Annotated in this window: 13 protein-coding genes; 5 read left to right on the plus strand and 8 right to left on the minus strand. The window is 40.9% G+C overall.

Features of this window, described 5'->3' with window-relative positions:
• The first annotated feature begins 60 nt into the window (after positions 1-60).
• Complete coding sequence (locus PQ456_RS02130; protein WP_273614647.1) at positions 61-1,134, plus strand: lactonase family protein; 1,074 nt, start codon at positions 61-63, stop codon at positions 1,132-1,134.
• 131 nt (positions 1,135-1,265) lie between these two features.
• On the opposite strand, the gene PQ456_RS02135 is transcribed toward PQ456_RS02130, so the two are convergent.
• Positions 1,266-2,096, minus strand: a complete 831-nt coding sequence (locus PQ456_RS02135; RefSeq protein WP_273614648.1) for a hypothetical protein — start codon at positions 2,094-2,096, stop codon at positions 1,266-1,268.
• Between the two features lie 302 nt (positions 2,097-2,398).
• Here PQ456_RS02135 and PQ456_RS02140 point away from each other — a divergent pair, with 302 nt between their 5' ends.
• The 3 genes from PQ456_RS02140 (at position 2,399) to PQ456_RS02150 (ending at position 5,338) form a co-directional block, all read left to right on the plus strand.
• Positions 2,399-2,845, plus strand: a complete 447-nt coding sequence (locus PQ456_RS02140; RefSeq protein WP_273614649.1) for an Rrf2 family transcriptional regulator — start codon at positions 2,399-2,401, stop codon at positions 2,843-2,845.
• 73 nt (positions 2,846-2,918) lie between these two features.
• Positions 2,919-3,551 (plus strand): NAD(P)-dependent oxidoreductase, encoded by a 633-nt coding sequence (locus PQ456_RS02145; RefSeq protein WP_273614650.1) that lies wholly within the window; start codon positions 2,919-2,921, stop codon positions 3,549-3,551.
• Positions 3,552-3,709: 158 nt separating this feature from the next.
• Positions 3,710-5,338 (plus strand): NAD(P)H-hydrate dehydratase, encoded by a 1,629-nt coding sequence (locus tag PQ456_RS02150; protein WP_273614651.1) that lies wholly within the window; start codon positions 3,710-3,712, stop codon positions 5,336-5,338.
• Here PQ456_RS02150 and PQ456_RS02155 read toward each other — a convergent pair.
• From PQ456_RS02155 to PQ456_RS02180, 6 genes are all read right to left on the minus strand, one after another.
• Positions 5,322-5,768 carry a chemotaxis protein CheW gene (locus PQ456_RS02155; protein ID WP_273614652.1) on the minus strand — a complete coding sequence of 149 codons (447 nt, stop codon included), beginning with the start codon at positions 5,766-5,768 and terminating at the stop codon, positions 5,322-5,324. The genes PQ456_RS02150 and PQ456_RS02155 overlap by 17 nt on opposite strands.
• A gap of 51 nt (positions 5,769-5,819) precedes the next feature.
• Positions 5,820-7,406, minus strand: coding sequence for a methyl-accepting chemotaxis protein (locus PQ456_RS02160; RefSeq protein WP_273614653.1), 1,587 nt, complete (start codon positions 7,404-7,406; stop codon positions 5,820-5,822).
• A 453-nt stretch (positions 7,407-7,859) separates the two neighbouring features.
• Positions 7,860-8,489, minus strand: coding sequence for a DedA family protein (locus PQ456_RS02165; protein WP_273614654.1), 630 nt, complete (start codon positions 8,487-8,489; stop codon positions 7,860-7,862).
• Positions 8,490-8,496: 7 nt separating this feature from the next.
• Positions 8,497-9,327, minus strand: coding sequence for a TerC family protein (locus PQ456_RS02170; RefSeq protein WP_204826480.1), 831 nt, complete (start codon positions 9,325-9,327; stop codon positions 8,497-8,499).
• A 300-nt stretch (positions 9,328-9,627) separates the two neighbouring features.
• Positions 9,628-10,185, minus strand: a complete 558-nt coding sequence (nrdG, locus tag PQ456_RS02175) for an anaerobic ribonucleoside-triphosphate reductase activating protein (RefSeq protein WP_273614655.1) — start codon at positions 10,183-10,185, stop codon at positions 9,628-9,630.
• Positions 10,182-12,176, minus strand: coding sequence for an anaerobic ribonucleoside triphosphate reductase (locus PQ456_RS02180; RefSeq protein ID WP_273614656.1), 1,995 nt, complete (start codon positions 12,174-12,176; stop codon positions 10,182-10,184). The genes nrdG and PQ456_RS02180 overlap by 4 nt, the downstream gene beginning before the upstream one ends.
• Before the next feature lie 366 nt (positions 12,177-12,542).
• Between PQ456_RS02180 and PQ456_RS02185 the strand changes: the two genes are divergently transcribed.
• On the plus strand, positions 12,543-12,848 hold the full coding sequence (locus PQ456_RS02185; RefSeq protein WP_273614657.1) for an MTH1187 family thiamine-binding protein: 306 nt from the start codon (positions 12,543-12,545) through the stop codon (positions 12,846-12,848).
• A gap of 325 nt (positions 12,849-13,173) precedes the next feature.
• Here the strand turns inward: PQ456_RS02185 and PQ456_RS02190 are convergent, their stop codons facing one another.
• Positions 13,174-13,899 (minus strand): YoaK family protein, encoded by a 726-nt coding sequence (locus PQ456_RS02190; protein ID WP_273614658.1) that lies wholly within the window; start codon positions 13,897-13,899, stop codon positions 13,174-13,176.
• Between the last annotated feature and the right edge of the window lie 152 nt (positions 13,900-14,051).

The raw sequence follows: 14,051 nt of genomic DNA on the forward strand, positions 1-14,051 counted from the left end.
GGGTCGTTATAAGATAGAGGAAGTCTTTATCCAGTTGATGATCTGAAAGGGGATATAATCATGTCTGTTTTTGAAAATGAAGTCTGGTTCTATATCGGTACGTATGCAAGTGAAGAAGAAGTAGGTATTCAGACCGCAGTAATGAATACAGATACAGGTGAATTGCGTCTGGTGGGTGGGATCAAAGGTATTGAAAATCCTTCGTATCTTGCATTATCAACAGACAGCACTGCATTATATGCCGCTAGTGAAAAAGATGAAGGTGAAATTTTAACGTATACAATCAATCCAGAGACGCGTGAACTTCATTTGTTAGATCGCAAGTCTACAGGTGGAGGCGCTCCTTGTTATGTGCAATTGACTCCAGATGGTAAGCATTTAGTAGCATCGAATTATACAGGTGCTAATGTTAATGTGTTTGCTATAGGGGATCAAGGCGCTTTGGCTGAAATGAAAGGTGAAGTCAAACATACCGGAAGTGGCACTAATCCAGATCGTCAAGATGCGCCACATCCACATTCCGCTGTTGCTTCTTTAGATAATCATCATGTGTATGTATCTGATCTAGGGTTGGATAAGGTATTTACATATCGGTTAGAAGATAATGGGACATTAACAGAAGAAGGGGCTACTGAGCTACCCGCGGAATCAGGTCCCCGTCATTTAATTTTCCATCCTAACGGACAATTAGCTTATGGAATCAATGAGCTGAATAGTACTGTAACAGCATATGGTCGTAATCCGGAAGATGGTCAATTAGAGATTATTGGTCATGTATCGACATTGCCAGAAGACTTTACAGGTGAAAATACAGGCGGAGATATTCGTATCTCTCCATGTGGACGCTTTGTCTATGCTTCGAATCGTGGGCATAACAGTCTGGTGCATTATAATATCGATGAAATGTCCGGTGCATTAACGCCTATCGAATGGGTACCTGTCAAAGGAGAAACGCCACGTAATGTTGCTGTCGTACCGGGTGGATATATTCTCGTCAGCAATCAGGATAGCAACAATATTGTACAATTTGCGATTGAAGCGGATACAGGTAAATTGTTGATCACAGGCAATGAATTAACACTGAGTCGTCCAGTATGTGTAATGGCTGAACAACCAGAACCTGGTGTACAATAAACGATTGATTGACGTTATACCATCACTAGCAATCAATACGCTATAAATCATACTTTATAATAAAAAACACTTCAGTATAAGCAGACTGTATCTGCTCTATAACTGAAGTGTTTTTGCTTGCGATAATAATCTTATTCGTATTCGCCTACAAAAGGACGTTCTTTGCGCTTGGGTTCCCGGGTAAAACGGAATCCGGTCACAAAAATAAGAATCTGGGCAATCAGTAGATAAGGAGCGGCTTGAAGACTGAATATATGTATAAAGCATAATCCGCTAATCAACAAAGCTAACCAAATAAATACCAATCTGCGCGCATTTTCACGAAAATCAGCCGTAATAACAGCATACAGTACAATCAAAGCTCCTGTGCAAGAGATAAAGCGCAAAATAGCAAATAATGCTACAGAAGAAGGTTGCACAGACATAGCGGTAGATAGATCATGCCATAGATTCCATAGTAATAATGATTCTGCAATAATAACGATAAAAGGGATAGCTGGTCGAATCGTTAGCCATAACAATAATCCCCAACGTGGATGTTCACCACGAGCAAGTACCATTTTGCGCTCACGAGTTAAGCGGCGAATATCACTATCTAACGTACGATAAAGTAACACCAGACTTTTACGATCTCGTTCTTCCATATACTGATCAATTCGCTCTAACAATTCATCAGAAGCATACGTAGCGGCTTTGCAAGCCAGTACACTTTCTGCAGGAACAGGGAAAGCAGTTTGATTTGTATGAGCACTATGATTTTTGTTCATAATAGCTGGATAGACTTCTCCGGCTGCCCGGGTTAATCGATCGAGACTATTTTGAATCCGGCGCATACGTTCATCATCTCTATATTTACGTTGCTTGGCTGTAAATCCATACACAACTGCAAAAGCCAACAGTCCTATCATCCCGACCATATATAATCCGAGAGCATGAGAACGCAGTAACATAGACCAATCCAACAGATTCACTCCTTTAGCTATCATCCGTACTTGCATATATCGTTTTTTGTGCGTACATCTTATCCTTAACCAAAATGGTTATTACAGAATAAGTGTCGTGACAATAATTCTTTGTACAACAGAGTAACTTTCTTTTAGAAGTATAACTCTTTGATGTATACTATAGTATATAAGTGCTTGAAATAAGATGCTTTTTGAAGTGTAGTGCTGGTTTTATTTTTCACAAAAATCATTCTTATATAGATGAGTCTCATATAACTTGATCAAATGATTATAAAAAGATAAAGAAGGGGTGTACATGTATGGCATATAATAGCCGTTTTGCTGTGGCTATTCACACATTGTCATTATTGGATGCAAGTGATGGACATATCACTTCAGAATGGATTGCTTCAAGTGTGAATACCAATCCTGTTGTGATCCGGCGGATGATTAGTCAATTAGCCAAAGCAGGTATTGTTCGTACTCAGCCAGGAGTAGCTGGAGCGCAAATGACACGTCCTGCGTCTGAAATTACATTGTTGGATATTTATCGTGCAGCACAAAATGATGCCAAAGATGAGCTGTTTGCTATTCACGAGAATCCGAATCCCAATTGCGATATTGGACGTAATATTCAAGCAGAACTTGAAACCGTATTTCAACGGGCACAGCGAGCTATGGAACATGAGCTAGAAAAGATTACACTCAAGCAGGTGACAACTGATTTGCAGGAAATGGAACAGGTTCGTCAAGCGATCCAGAACTAATACTGAATCATCATCGGCTGAGTCGGGTATGTAAAAGAAAAGACCGCTCATGACGGAAAGGATGGAACCACAAATGAAAATAGCTATTATTGGCGCAACCGGAACGATCGGACAACGCCTTGTACAAGAAGGACTACGACGTAAATATGAGATCACAGCAGCTACTCGTGATTCTTCCAAAATCGATAAAAATACAGAACGTCTACAAGGTATAAGCTTAAATGTACTTGATCCGATTAGTGTAGAAGCGGTTGTCTCAGGACATGATGTAGTAATCAACGCGTATGGCCCTCAATTTGGAAATGAAGGCGAACTAACAGAAGCGGCGAGTGCTATTGTAGAAGGGATGAAAAGAGCAGGAGTACAGCGTCTTCTAGTCGTTGGTGGTGCAGGAAGTCTAGAAGTAGAACCGGGTGTGCGCTTGATGGATACACCTGATTTTCCAGCAGAAATTAGACCGCTGGCACAAGCTCATGTCGATGCTTACGAAATTTATAGCCAGAGCGATCTGGATTGGACGTATATCAGTCCGGCAAGTTGGATCGAACCGGGCAAACGGACAGGTAATTTCCGTATCGGAACCAATCGCCTGATCACAGATGATGATGGAGCAAGTCGCATCTCGGTAGAAGATTATGCAGCAGCTTTATTTGATGAAGTGGCTGATCCTTTATTTACACGCACTCGTTTTACAGTCGCATACTAAACGGTATAGAGCTGTTGCTATACTTGATCAGAACACCGTCTGGGTAGGCGGTGTTTTTGTTATGCGCCAAATACGGTTAATACATAGTAAATAGATTGCAAAAGTAAATCAACAAAGCCAAACGTCATCACGTTGAGCTATAGAGGAGCGAATAGATAATGTATATTGTGACCGCACAAGAAATGCGTGATTTGGATCAACATACGATTCAAAAATTAGGAATACCTGCTTTATCTCTGATGGAGAGTGCTGGCAAAGCTATCGCTGAAGAAGTGATTCATTGGAATAATAATTCCAAGCAAGAACAAGCAGATATTCCTTTTGGCAAAAGTCTGTCAAAAGTAGGACAGATTCGTAACGACTATACATGGAACGTTCAAAATCATAAGCAACACTGGCTTATTCTTGTCGGCAAAGGAAACAATGGAGGCGATGGATTAGTCGTTGCTCGCTACCTTCAAGATGCGGGTATTCAAGTGACTGTGCTATATGCTCAAGATCCGGCAGAATTAACAGGTGATGCAGCGACCCAGCGTGATGCAGCGCAATATTCTGGTATTGTATCGGATATCTGGAGTGAACAATGGGAGACTGAATCCCGCTGGCAAGGGTATACAGGAATTGTGGATGCGCTTTTGGGTACAGGGAGTCAAGGAGAACCACGTGCACCGTACGATGCGATCATCCATGCGGCGAATTGCAGTGGTAAGCCAATCATCGCAGCAGATATTCCAAGTGGACTAAATGCAGATACCGGCGAAGTAGCAGATACCTGTATTCAAGCATCATTAAGTGTAAGCCTTGCTTTTCTCAAACGTGGATTAGTGCAATACCCGGGAGCAGGAGTAGCAGGCGATGTCGTTGTGCGTAATATTGGTATTCCTCGGTTTACTGCTCAAAAGCTAGCAGTGGATACTCATTTGGTCACAGAGCAAGTGTTGGAGGATATTTTGGAAGTCGATCCTGAACGTGCTCGGGCAGTAGATGGACATAAAGGAACCTACGGACATGTACTTATTATAGGCGGCAGTATGAATATGAGTGGGGCGGGGTTACTTGCGTCCCGAGCCGCATTACGTATCGGTAGCGGACTGGTGACATGGGCGCTTCCGCAAGCATTGTTACCCCATATTGCAGGGCATGTACCTGAATTAATGCTTGCTCCTGCGGTAGAAGGAGCAGAAGGGAAATGGGAATATAAAAGCGCAACATCGATTTTAACATTGGCAGAAAAATGTGATGTATTAGCGATAGGGCCAGGACTAGGTCGATTTGAACAGGATGGAGCATGGTTGCAGACGCTATGGGAGCAAACCGAACAACCGCTTGTGTTAGATGCAGATGGTCTGAATATGATTGCTGAAGCAGATGGATTATCTACATGGCAACAACGAAAAGCCGATACTGTCCTAACTCCACATCCGGGAGAGATGGCTAGATTAGCAGGCATCTCTACACCGGAAGTACAGCGTGACCGAATCGGCATTGCTCGTGAATTTGCAATGAAGCATCATATTACGTTAGTGCTCAAAGGCGCTAGAACGGTTATTGCTTCGCCAGAAGGACAAGTATTCGTAAATACTACCGGACACCCGGGAATGGCTACAGGCGGGTCTGGAGATGCGTTAACAGGTATCATCGTAGGATTGCTAGCTCAAGGATTAAGCGGCATACAAGCCGCAACATTTGGTGTGCATTTACATGGTCATGCTGGTGAAGTTGCCGCGTATCAACGTACAGGCAATCCTGCATCTTTACTTGCAGGTGATCTTATCGAGTCGTTGTAAGACCGAATGTATGATTCAAGCAATGAATATCCAATAGTGAAATATGCGTGTAGTCTTCTTCTACACAACGTGTAATCCAAGGGTATGTAGACGTAGCTATCCATAGATGTTGAGGATATGTTGCGATTCTGCATACTCGATCTACATATAAGCCTAAGATAGCTTGATTATACTGGCGTAATATTAAAATGCGCGCTGTAGCTGATGTTTGTGCACGTTCATTAGTATGGTTGGTTGCCTGATTGGTCTGCAAACGAACCACAGGCAATGTATTTCCATACCAACTAATCGTTCCTAATACTTGCGGATCGGATTGTGGGGTAGGGGTAAATAACTCAAAACGGATAATTTCCTGTACCCCATGAATAGGCAGAGCGATCCGTTGATTATCAGCCATACATTCAATATATTGGTCGGACGATCTGATCATAAGTAGGACCTCCAATTTTTTTGTTATTTACCGACTAACCTACATTACAAATTAAATTTTAAACGTATTGACAGATGAATGAAGTTGATCTGCCAAATGAGCCAGTGTCTGTGAAGAAGAAGCTGTTTGTTCGCAAGCAGATGCTACTTCTTCTGTAGCGGCTGCAATTTCATTAACAGAATGCATCACATCAACAGATTGAGCACTTTGTTGTTCACTAGCTGCGGCAATACCATTGATTTTGAGTGAAGAATCACTGACACGATGCACAATATCTTCAAAAGCGTTGCTGGTTAATACAGAGTGTTGTGCATTGCTATTTACCGCTTCAATACTGTGTTTCATATTGGTCTGCATAGAGCGAATAATGCCTGTAATTTCTTTAGTCGCGGCGCTACTGCGTTCTGCTAGCTTACGTACTTCATCAGCGACTACAGCGAAGCCAAGACCTTGTTCACCGGCACGAGCGGCTTCTATCGCTGCATTGAGAGCAAGCAGATTAGTCTGATCTGCAATTTCATCAATCACTTCGATAATATCGCCGATACGAGTAGAATCATTTTCAAGTTTGGACATTTGCTGAGTCACTTCTTGAATCGCTTGTGTACCTTGATCCACAATTTGACCACCATGTTGTGCTTTTTCTACGGTAGTATTAGAAAGTTCAGCCGCTTGTTCTGCACTGCGAGCCACATCATCAATAGCTATAGACATATCTTTAAATAATTGAGCGATCGATTGAGCTGATTGCGATTGATTAGCACTACTTCCAGCAATTTCTTCTGTACTTGCCGAAATTTCTTCCGAAGTAGCCGCTACACTTTGAGCAGATTCAATAATATCTGCAATTAGACCATTTAGACGGTTAGTCATATCATTAGCAGCAATCGCTAATTGTCCGATTTCATCTTTACCAGTCAGGTTGGATTGTTCACGTAGATCACCGGCTGCTACTTGTTTAAGCAAGCGACTAATCTGTTTTAATGGCACACTGATCATCCGAGAAATGATCGTTCCTAATAAAATACAGAATAAGAACGCCACAACAATCCATAAAGTCGTCCAGAACTTAGCACTTGCAAAAACAGCTTTGGCATTGTTGTTAGCAGCACTTGCAGTTTGCTCATTGATTTGGTTCAATTTGGCAATACTATCATACATATCTGTACCTGCCGGAACGACACTGTTTTGAACATACGTCTGAAATTCGGCTGGCGTTGAGTTTTCTGCTAGATTTACAGCTTGGCTGTAGACATCGTTATAATTTGCCCAGAATTTATTGAAGTTTTGCAATTCGTTTCTTTCTTGATCAGATAACGGGGTGTTGCTGTACTGGGACATGTTTTGTTGAACAGCGGTAATAAGGTCAGGAATAGAATCTACAACTTTTTTCTTCGCAACATCATCTGCGGTTAAAGCAATATCTCGTGAAGCGACACGCATTTTTTGCAAAGACAACTCGGCAGCAGATAAGGCTTGCATGGATACTAGATTGTTATTGTACAAACCGTTTACACTTTCGTTCATCCGATTCTGATTATTCAAACCATACAAACCGATAGCCGCTACAATTAATGCCACTAAGATAAAAGCAGCAATTAATTTAGTAAATGTTTGAAAATTAGCACCTATTCTCATTTTATCCACTCCATATCGATATGTAATTTGATTATCAATTACATCGATCAAATTTTAAAAGCAGCTTATTTTCGTATTTATGCAAAATAAGCGTTTATACTTACTATGTCGTCTTATAAATTACAATTATTAATACTATTTTTCAATTTTTTGTAAATAAATTATGTAAATAAGTGGATAACAATTCAATTGTAAAAAATACATCGTCCAAAATATCTACATCTATTTGCTGGCTGTAGAGGCTATAAACCTTGTCTATAAAGGCTTTTTTCAAAATAGCGATTTATAAATACCACAATCTTGTGCAGGACTGCTTTTGCCAGTCTATACATTTTCTAAAATATCTGCATGACCCATTTCTATCGTTGTAGCATCTATACAAAAAAAAGCGCCTGTAGATCATCGAAATAAGATACATTTCGAGATTCAACAGACGCTTTCTTGATATATTATTTATTCAGCATCACGTTCAGTAGAGGAAGTATTCGCTTTTTTTCGGCGAGCACTTAACCACTTCCAACCGATCCATGCCGCTAGAACAACAAGAATCACAATCGCTACAGGTGTTAAATATTGAGAAGCGAGTGGACCTACTTCTTCCCAGCGCGGGCCTAACTTATAGCCTAGATATACATACAGACTGGTGATCGGTAACATAGCTGCAAATGTATAAATACTGAATTTCCAGACATTCATATTTGCCATCCCGCAAGGAATCGATACTGCGGTACGTACACCGGGAATAAATCTGCCGAAGAAGGCTACGCCACTACCATACTTTTCAAAAAACTGTTCGGCTTTGACGATTTCTTTTTCCCGAACTAAAAAGTATTTACCGAAGCGCAGAACTAGCGGTCTGCCTCCATAACGACCCAGTGCATATAATGTTAATGGACCGGTTACACCACCGATCGTACCTGCTAGAATCACCAGAATCATATTGAAATCACCTTCATAGATCCAGAAGCCAGTGAGTGGAAGAACCAACTCTGCCGGGATGAATTCGAACGTCAGGGCTAATGCAATGCCAACATAGCCCAGACTTTTGAATCCTTCGATCAGACCTATTAACCATTCATGCATAGGTTAATTATAGATCTTCTTTAATCTCTTTTTCGACTTCACGTACAGCATTGTCTTCGTCTTTGACTTCCACTTTACTTGATAACAACCAACCGCAGACAGCGATCGCTACAAGCACAATATAGAACGATAATTTCCAGATCGTATTTTCAGGGAAATGCTCAGGCAATACACCTAATGCTGGATGCGCAAGAGTGATAACCGCAAGCTTCACACCTACCCAACCTACGATAACAAACGCAGCAACTTCTAGACCTGGACGACTTTGCAACAATTTCACGAAATAAGAAGCGGCAAAACGCATAATGATTAGACCGATAAATCCACCCAAGAAGATAACGATAAAGTGTCCGCCATCCATACCGCCGATCGCAGGCAATCCACTTGCAGGCAATGCTACAGCTAGAGCAACAGCCGCTAAAATAGAATCGACAGCAAAAGCAATATCAGCAACTTCGACTTTGAATACCGTCATCCAGAAACCAGATTGCTTTTTAGGCTTACCGTCTGGTCCTGGTTCTTCAGCAGCTTGATCAATTTTGGAACGATGGGAAATAATTTTACGAATAATATGGTTGAACGCGATATACAGAAGGTACAATGCACCAATCGCTTGAACCTGCCATACATCGACAAGGAACGAAATAATAAATAATGAACCTAGCCTGAAAACGAATGCACCGAATAATCCATAGAACAATGCTCTTTTACGTTCTTCTTCAGGTAAATGCTTAACCATAATTGCGAGTACCAAAGCGTTATCTGCTGCGAGCAGACCTTCCAGTACGATCAGTACAAGTAATACCCATCCGTACTCCAATAACAATGCTACATCCATAGAATTGCCTCCCTAAATCTCGTTTTTTTGTGCGTTAGTATATAAAAAAGACCTTTACCATGATTGGTAAAGGTCTCCCGAAAAATAACGAGTCTTCACCAAAACATGGTAAAGGTCTCGCTAACAATGTTTATCATTGCCAAGCAAAACCGGGGATAAATCCCGTAATGACGACTTTGCCTGTACAGCTACTCCCCTTTAACAGGAATATAGAGTTATGTGGTTAGTAAATCTCTTACAATTCTTACTTAACCATTATCTTGCTAAACAAATCATAAGCAATTTAAGAAAATAAGTCAATTATGTTAATGTAGTCATAGCGTTGATATCAGCATTATTATCGTACATATCACTGGATTGACATAAAACAGGTTTGTTCTGTATTATGCTTTGCTGAATATCAATAATTCGCTGATTACGACTTCCCCGGTAACGCAAAGAAACATCACGTTGTTGCTCTATAAATCTACCATCGATCAGTACATCGCATAGATGTAGCAAAGAAACTTCACCCTCTACGGATGATTGGATTAATTGTTCCCATGTGTATCCGCTATAGATCCAGATTGAGAAATCAGGAATCTGCTGACGCACTTGTTGAACAAAACCAGACACTTCGATAGCGGAGAAGAAAGGGTCTCCTCCCGCTATCGTTAATCCGTCTAACAAAGGATTTTGCATCATTTCGTCTATCAGTTGTTGCTGTAGCTTGTCTGTGAATCGTTCGCCTGCTTGAAACGACCAGGTGTGTCTGCTAAAACAACCACTGCAACCATGTCTACAACCACTGATAAAAACAACAGCTCGTAATCCATCGCCTTCATTGACCGACTCGGGAATATAACCGCAGATATTCATCGTGAATGTTTCAACCGATCCCGCACTTCAGCTTGCTTGGCAGGATTAAATCGAGTCTGATAATCACCGGTTAGATATCCTGTGACACGGCGCAAACGGGCGATAGGTACTTCTAATTCAGAGACGCCACACGCAGGGCAATGACTTCCGATAATGCCTTCATGTCCACAACCAGTACACCGATCAATCGGATGATTGATACTAAAATAGCTGATCTGTTGAGCCAGCGCATACTGAATAATCTGGTACATGGCTTTGACATTGTGACGAGCGTTACCGTCTAGTTCTATATATGAAATGGCTCCTGCATTACAATAATGGTGAAAAGGTGCTTCTAGCTGGATTTTGCGAGCGGCTGTAATCGAATAATAGACAGGGATATGAAAAGAATTGGTATAATACTCGCGATCAGTTACTCCTTCAATCGAACCATAATATTCACGATCTATGTTAACGAATTTGCCGGATAATCCTTCTGCTGGCGTAGCCATTAATGAAAAATTAAGATTATATTTTTCGCTAAGCGCATCACAAGCTGTTCTCATATAAGCAATCAGTGAGAGTGCTTGCTCATACACCATATCATTTTCCCCGTGATGTTTGCCGTACAAAGCTTTCATACATTCCGCTAGCCCGATAAAGCCAATTGATAATGAACCATGCTTAATACAGTCTTCTACACGATCGTCAGGTGCAAGTAGATCGCCACCTTCCCATACCCCTTCACGCATCATAAAGTCAGACGCTTTGGCAGGTTGAGATGCTTGAAGACGGTAACGATGCAATAGTCCTTGAGCCGCAAGTTCAATACATTCATCAAGTTCTCGATAAAACCCTTGCTCATCGGCAACCGATCGTTGTCCGGTGATTCCATAATCGATGCCTAATTTCACAAGATTAATCGTATTAAAAGAAAGATTGCCTTTGCCAGACAGATGATTGCGTCCGAATCGATCTGCCATTACACGTGTACGACAACCCATCGTTGCAAATTCAGTATCCGGTTGACCTGGAATTTCATGTTCTCGATTGATTGGAGCATCCAGATTTGCAAAATTAGGATAAAGACGACGAGCTGAACAATCGATCGCTTGTAAAAATAAATCATAGTTAACTTCACCAGCTTGTTGATTCACCCCTTGTTTACATTTGAAAATCTGAATAGGGAAAATCGGTGTTTCTCCATGACCTAATCCACGTACAGTTGCAGAGAGTAGACATTGCACAATTAATCGTCCTTCTGTCGATGTACATGTGCCATAGTTAATGCTGGTAAATGGAATCTGTCCGCCACCACGACTGGACATTGTATTAAGATTATGGATAAGACTTTCTGCGGCTTGCAGTGTTTCGACTTTGGTTTCTTCAAGAGCATACTGATATGCACGCGGATAATCAGTAGCTAACACTTGATCATCCATGACTGCATTCTGAACGATCGTTTCAACCATTTCGCTTTCTTCTTGAAAATAGCGGAATCCTTTACGTAGATGCTTGCGAAACGATTTGGTTACATAAGGAGCAAGATCATAATCAAGCTTATTCGCTGCTACACCGCCATACTGCGAATTTTGCTGACATTGAAAAATAATCGCCACTTGTGCCATAGCAGTCATAATCGAATTAGGTGTCCGTAGACTGCCGTTGCCACTACTGAATCCATCACGCAATAATTTATCAAATGGAATAAAGATACAGTTCGTGGTACCCACAGCATAATGATCCAGATCGTGAATATAGATACGATTTTGGGCAACTGCTTCAGCGATTGGTTGAGGTAACAATTGGCGTTTGGTATACCATTTCGCATACTCACTACCCAACCGACTCATTTTTCCAGAAAAGCTTGCTCCATTCAGATTAGCATTTTCACGTGCGGATTCGTGTTCACCTTCAATAATATGTTCGCCCATATCGAGTACCGATTGCAGTTCAGATGATATAGGAGGTGTTATGTAAGCTGATTTGGTATGTGGAGTCAAAATAGACATCAATCACACTTCCTCTCGTTAGAATATAAATAAAAATCCAACTCACAGATAAAGCAAAACCCGACATCATAAAGACAACTGGTGTCGGGTAACAGAGATTACATATCGATCAAGTGAAGTCTATCTACAGATCATCACATTTCTAAAATAATTCGTCATTTCAATTATTATCTATATCTAGTTAACACTTTATTAATTTATATCAATATATTGATTATGTAAGTGATAATTGTCTCTTTACCTTTTGGATAAGTAGGGGTATGTAGTCATATATGAACGATCACAATGATGATAAACATGCATCAAACCGCAGAATGGGTAAACTATATAATAGACGAGTGTAATTTATTAAAGGAGGATACAAAAATGGCTATTGCTGAAGTGACCGTTATTCCATTAGGAACAGGAAGTACCAGTATTAGTAGTTATGTAGCGCAGATGCAACGGGTATTAAGTGAGCAGACAGGTGTACAGACACAATTAACACCGATGAGTACGATTATTGAAGGTGAGATTGGAGATGTGATGAAAGCGATTCTGGCATTGCATGAATCTCCTTTTCAAGAGGGAGCAGGGCGTGTATCCACATCGATCAAAATTGATGATCGACGGGATCATCCAACATCAGCACAATATAAGTTAGATTCAGTGAATCAAAAGCTACAATCTTAAAAAAATAGAAAAAATGAATTTTAATGCGATTTTTAGGTGCATTTCATAAACTTTTAAGATACAGCGGTTATAGTAATGACATACCCCTTTTGAATATATAAGCATTACTGAACTCCATGGACTGCGACCGTGGAGTTCCTTTTTTTTTGGAAGACATTATAAAGCAAGATACCTAAAATTGAAAAATTAATGTTTCTTTCAGGTTCGCCTAAGGTAATATTAAGATGTACCTATTATAATGACTGTAATAACCCCTTTTGAATTACTATACCTTGACCTCAGCGGCTGCGACCGTTGAGGTCTCTTTTTTTGTTTTGACAAAAAATTATAATTTCTTTGTAGATGGAGTGGTGTCTGATTTGGAGTATTTCCAAAGAGCAATCACAATAACGATCGTTACTAGACTCACAGGAATCCAGCTAAGCAGAAGAGGGGCATGCCGTTCTAACACAGTCGCTATGATGGCACCACAGGCATATAGAACAATTCCCAAAATGCGCAACCGGGATTCAGTTGATAATAATCGACTGGTCGACTGTGGATGACCCGACAACAGTTGACGTACATGAGCAACCATATCTTCTACAGCATTGACCAGATTATTGGTAAGTACAGTTGTAGAAATACCCGCTATACCTAATCGTCTGGCTGCGGTGGTCTGAATCCCCATCGCCATACTCAAACTACCCAGACATACAAATACAAGCGTTTCTGTTAAAGGAAGATAAGCGAGTAGAGCGAAGGTACATAATAAGCCCCATTCCACGATCAATGCTGTAGTCACACGATAGTACCAGAGCGAAGGAGATTTATCGCTTCCGATAATGATTGCGGCGATCATATTGCCGATGACGAATCCAACAAGTGCTGTAAGTACACGTGCAATCGCCAGATCGTGCAAGCGACCGAGCGACATACCCAGTACTACAATATTTCCTGTCATATTTGCTGTAAATACATGTTCTAGCCGCAAATAGCCGATCACATCTACTAATCCAGCAGTAAAACATAAACATAATAACAATACATAACGCAAATGATGCTTAGACATCGATCATACTCCAATCTGAATAAGACATAGAAATCCCCGGGAACCTCACCTGTAAGTAGGTGTAGAAGTTCCCGGGGATGTGTGGGCATAATATCCAAAGGTTATGCCGGTTGATTGCAACCGAAAAGCCATATGTGTAAAAAATATCAGAA

Source organism: Paenibacillus kyungheensis (assembly GCF_028606985.1).
GTDB lineage: Bacteria > Bacillota > Bacilli > Paenibacillales > Paenibacillaceae > Saccharibacillus > Saccharibacillus kyungheensis.

Coding starts and splice junctions, on each gene's coding strand:
- PQ456_RS02130 (WP_273614647.1), top strand. CDS start 61: ATGTCTGTTTTTGAAAATGAAGTCTGGTTCTATATCGGTACGTATGCA.
- PQ456_RS02140 (WP_273614649.1), top strand. CDS start 2,399: ATGGCATATAATAGCCGTTTTGCTGTGGCTATTCACACATTGTCATTA.
- PQ456_RS02145 (WP_273614650.1), top strand. CDS start 2,919: ATGAAAATAGCTATTATTGGCGCAACCGGAACGATCGGACAACGCCTT.
- PQ456_RS02150 (WP_273614651.1), top strand. CDS start 3,710: ATGTATATTGTGACCGCACAAGAAATGCGTGATTTGGATCAACATACG.
- PQ456_RS02155 (WP_273614652.1), bottom strand. CDS start 5,768: ATGATCAGATCGTCCGACCAATATATTGAATGTATGGCTGATAATCAA.
- PQ456_RS02160 (WP_273614653.1), bottom strand. CDS start 7,406: ATGAGAATAGGTGCTAATTTTCAAACATTTACTAAATTAATTGCTGCT.
- PQ456_RS02165 (WP_273614654.1), bottom strand. CDS start 8,489: ATGCATGAATGGTTAATAGGTCTGATCGAAGGATTCAAAAGTCTGGGC.
- PQ456_RS02170 (WP_204826480.1), bottom strand. CDS start 9,327: ATGGATGTAGCATTGTTATTGGAGTACGGATGGGTATTACTTGTACTG.
- nrdG (WP_273614655.1), bottom strand. CDS start 10,185: ATGAATATCTGCGGTTATATTCCCGAGTCGGTCAATGAAGGCGATGGA.
- PQ456_RS02180 (WP_273614656.1), bottom strand. CDS start 12,176: ATGTCTATTTTGACTCCACATACCAAATCAGCTTACATAACACCTCCT.
- PQ456_RS02185 (WP_273614657.1), top strand. CDS start 12,543: ATGGCTATTGCTGAAGTGACCGTTATTCCATTAGGAACAGGAAGTACC.
- PQ456_RS02190 (WP_273614658.1), bottom strand. CDS start 13,899: ATGTCTAAGCATCATTTGCGTTATGTATTGTTATTATGTTTATGTTTT.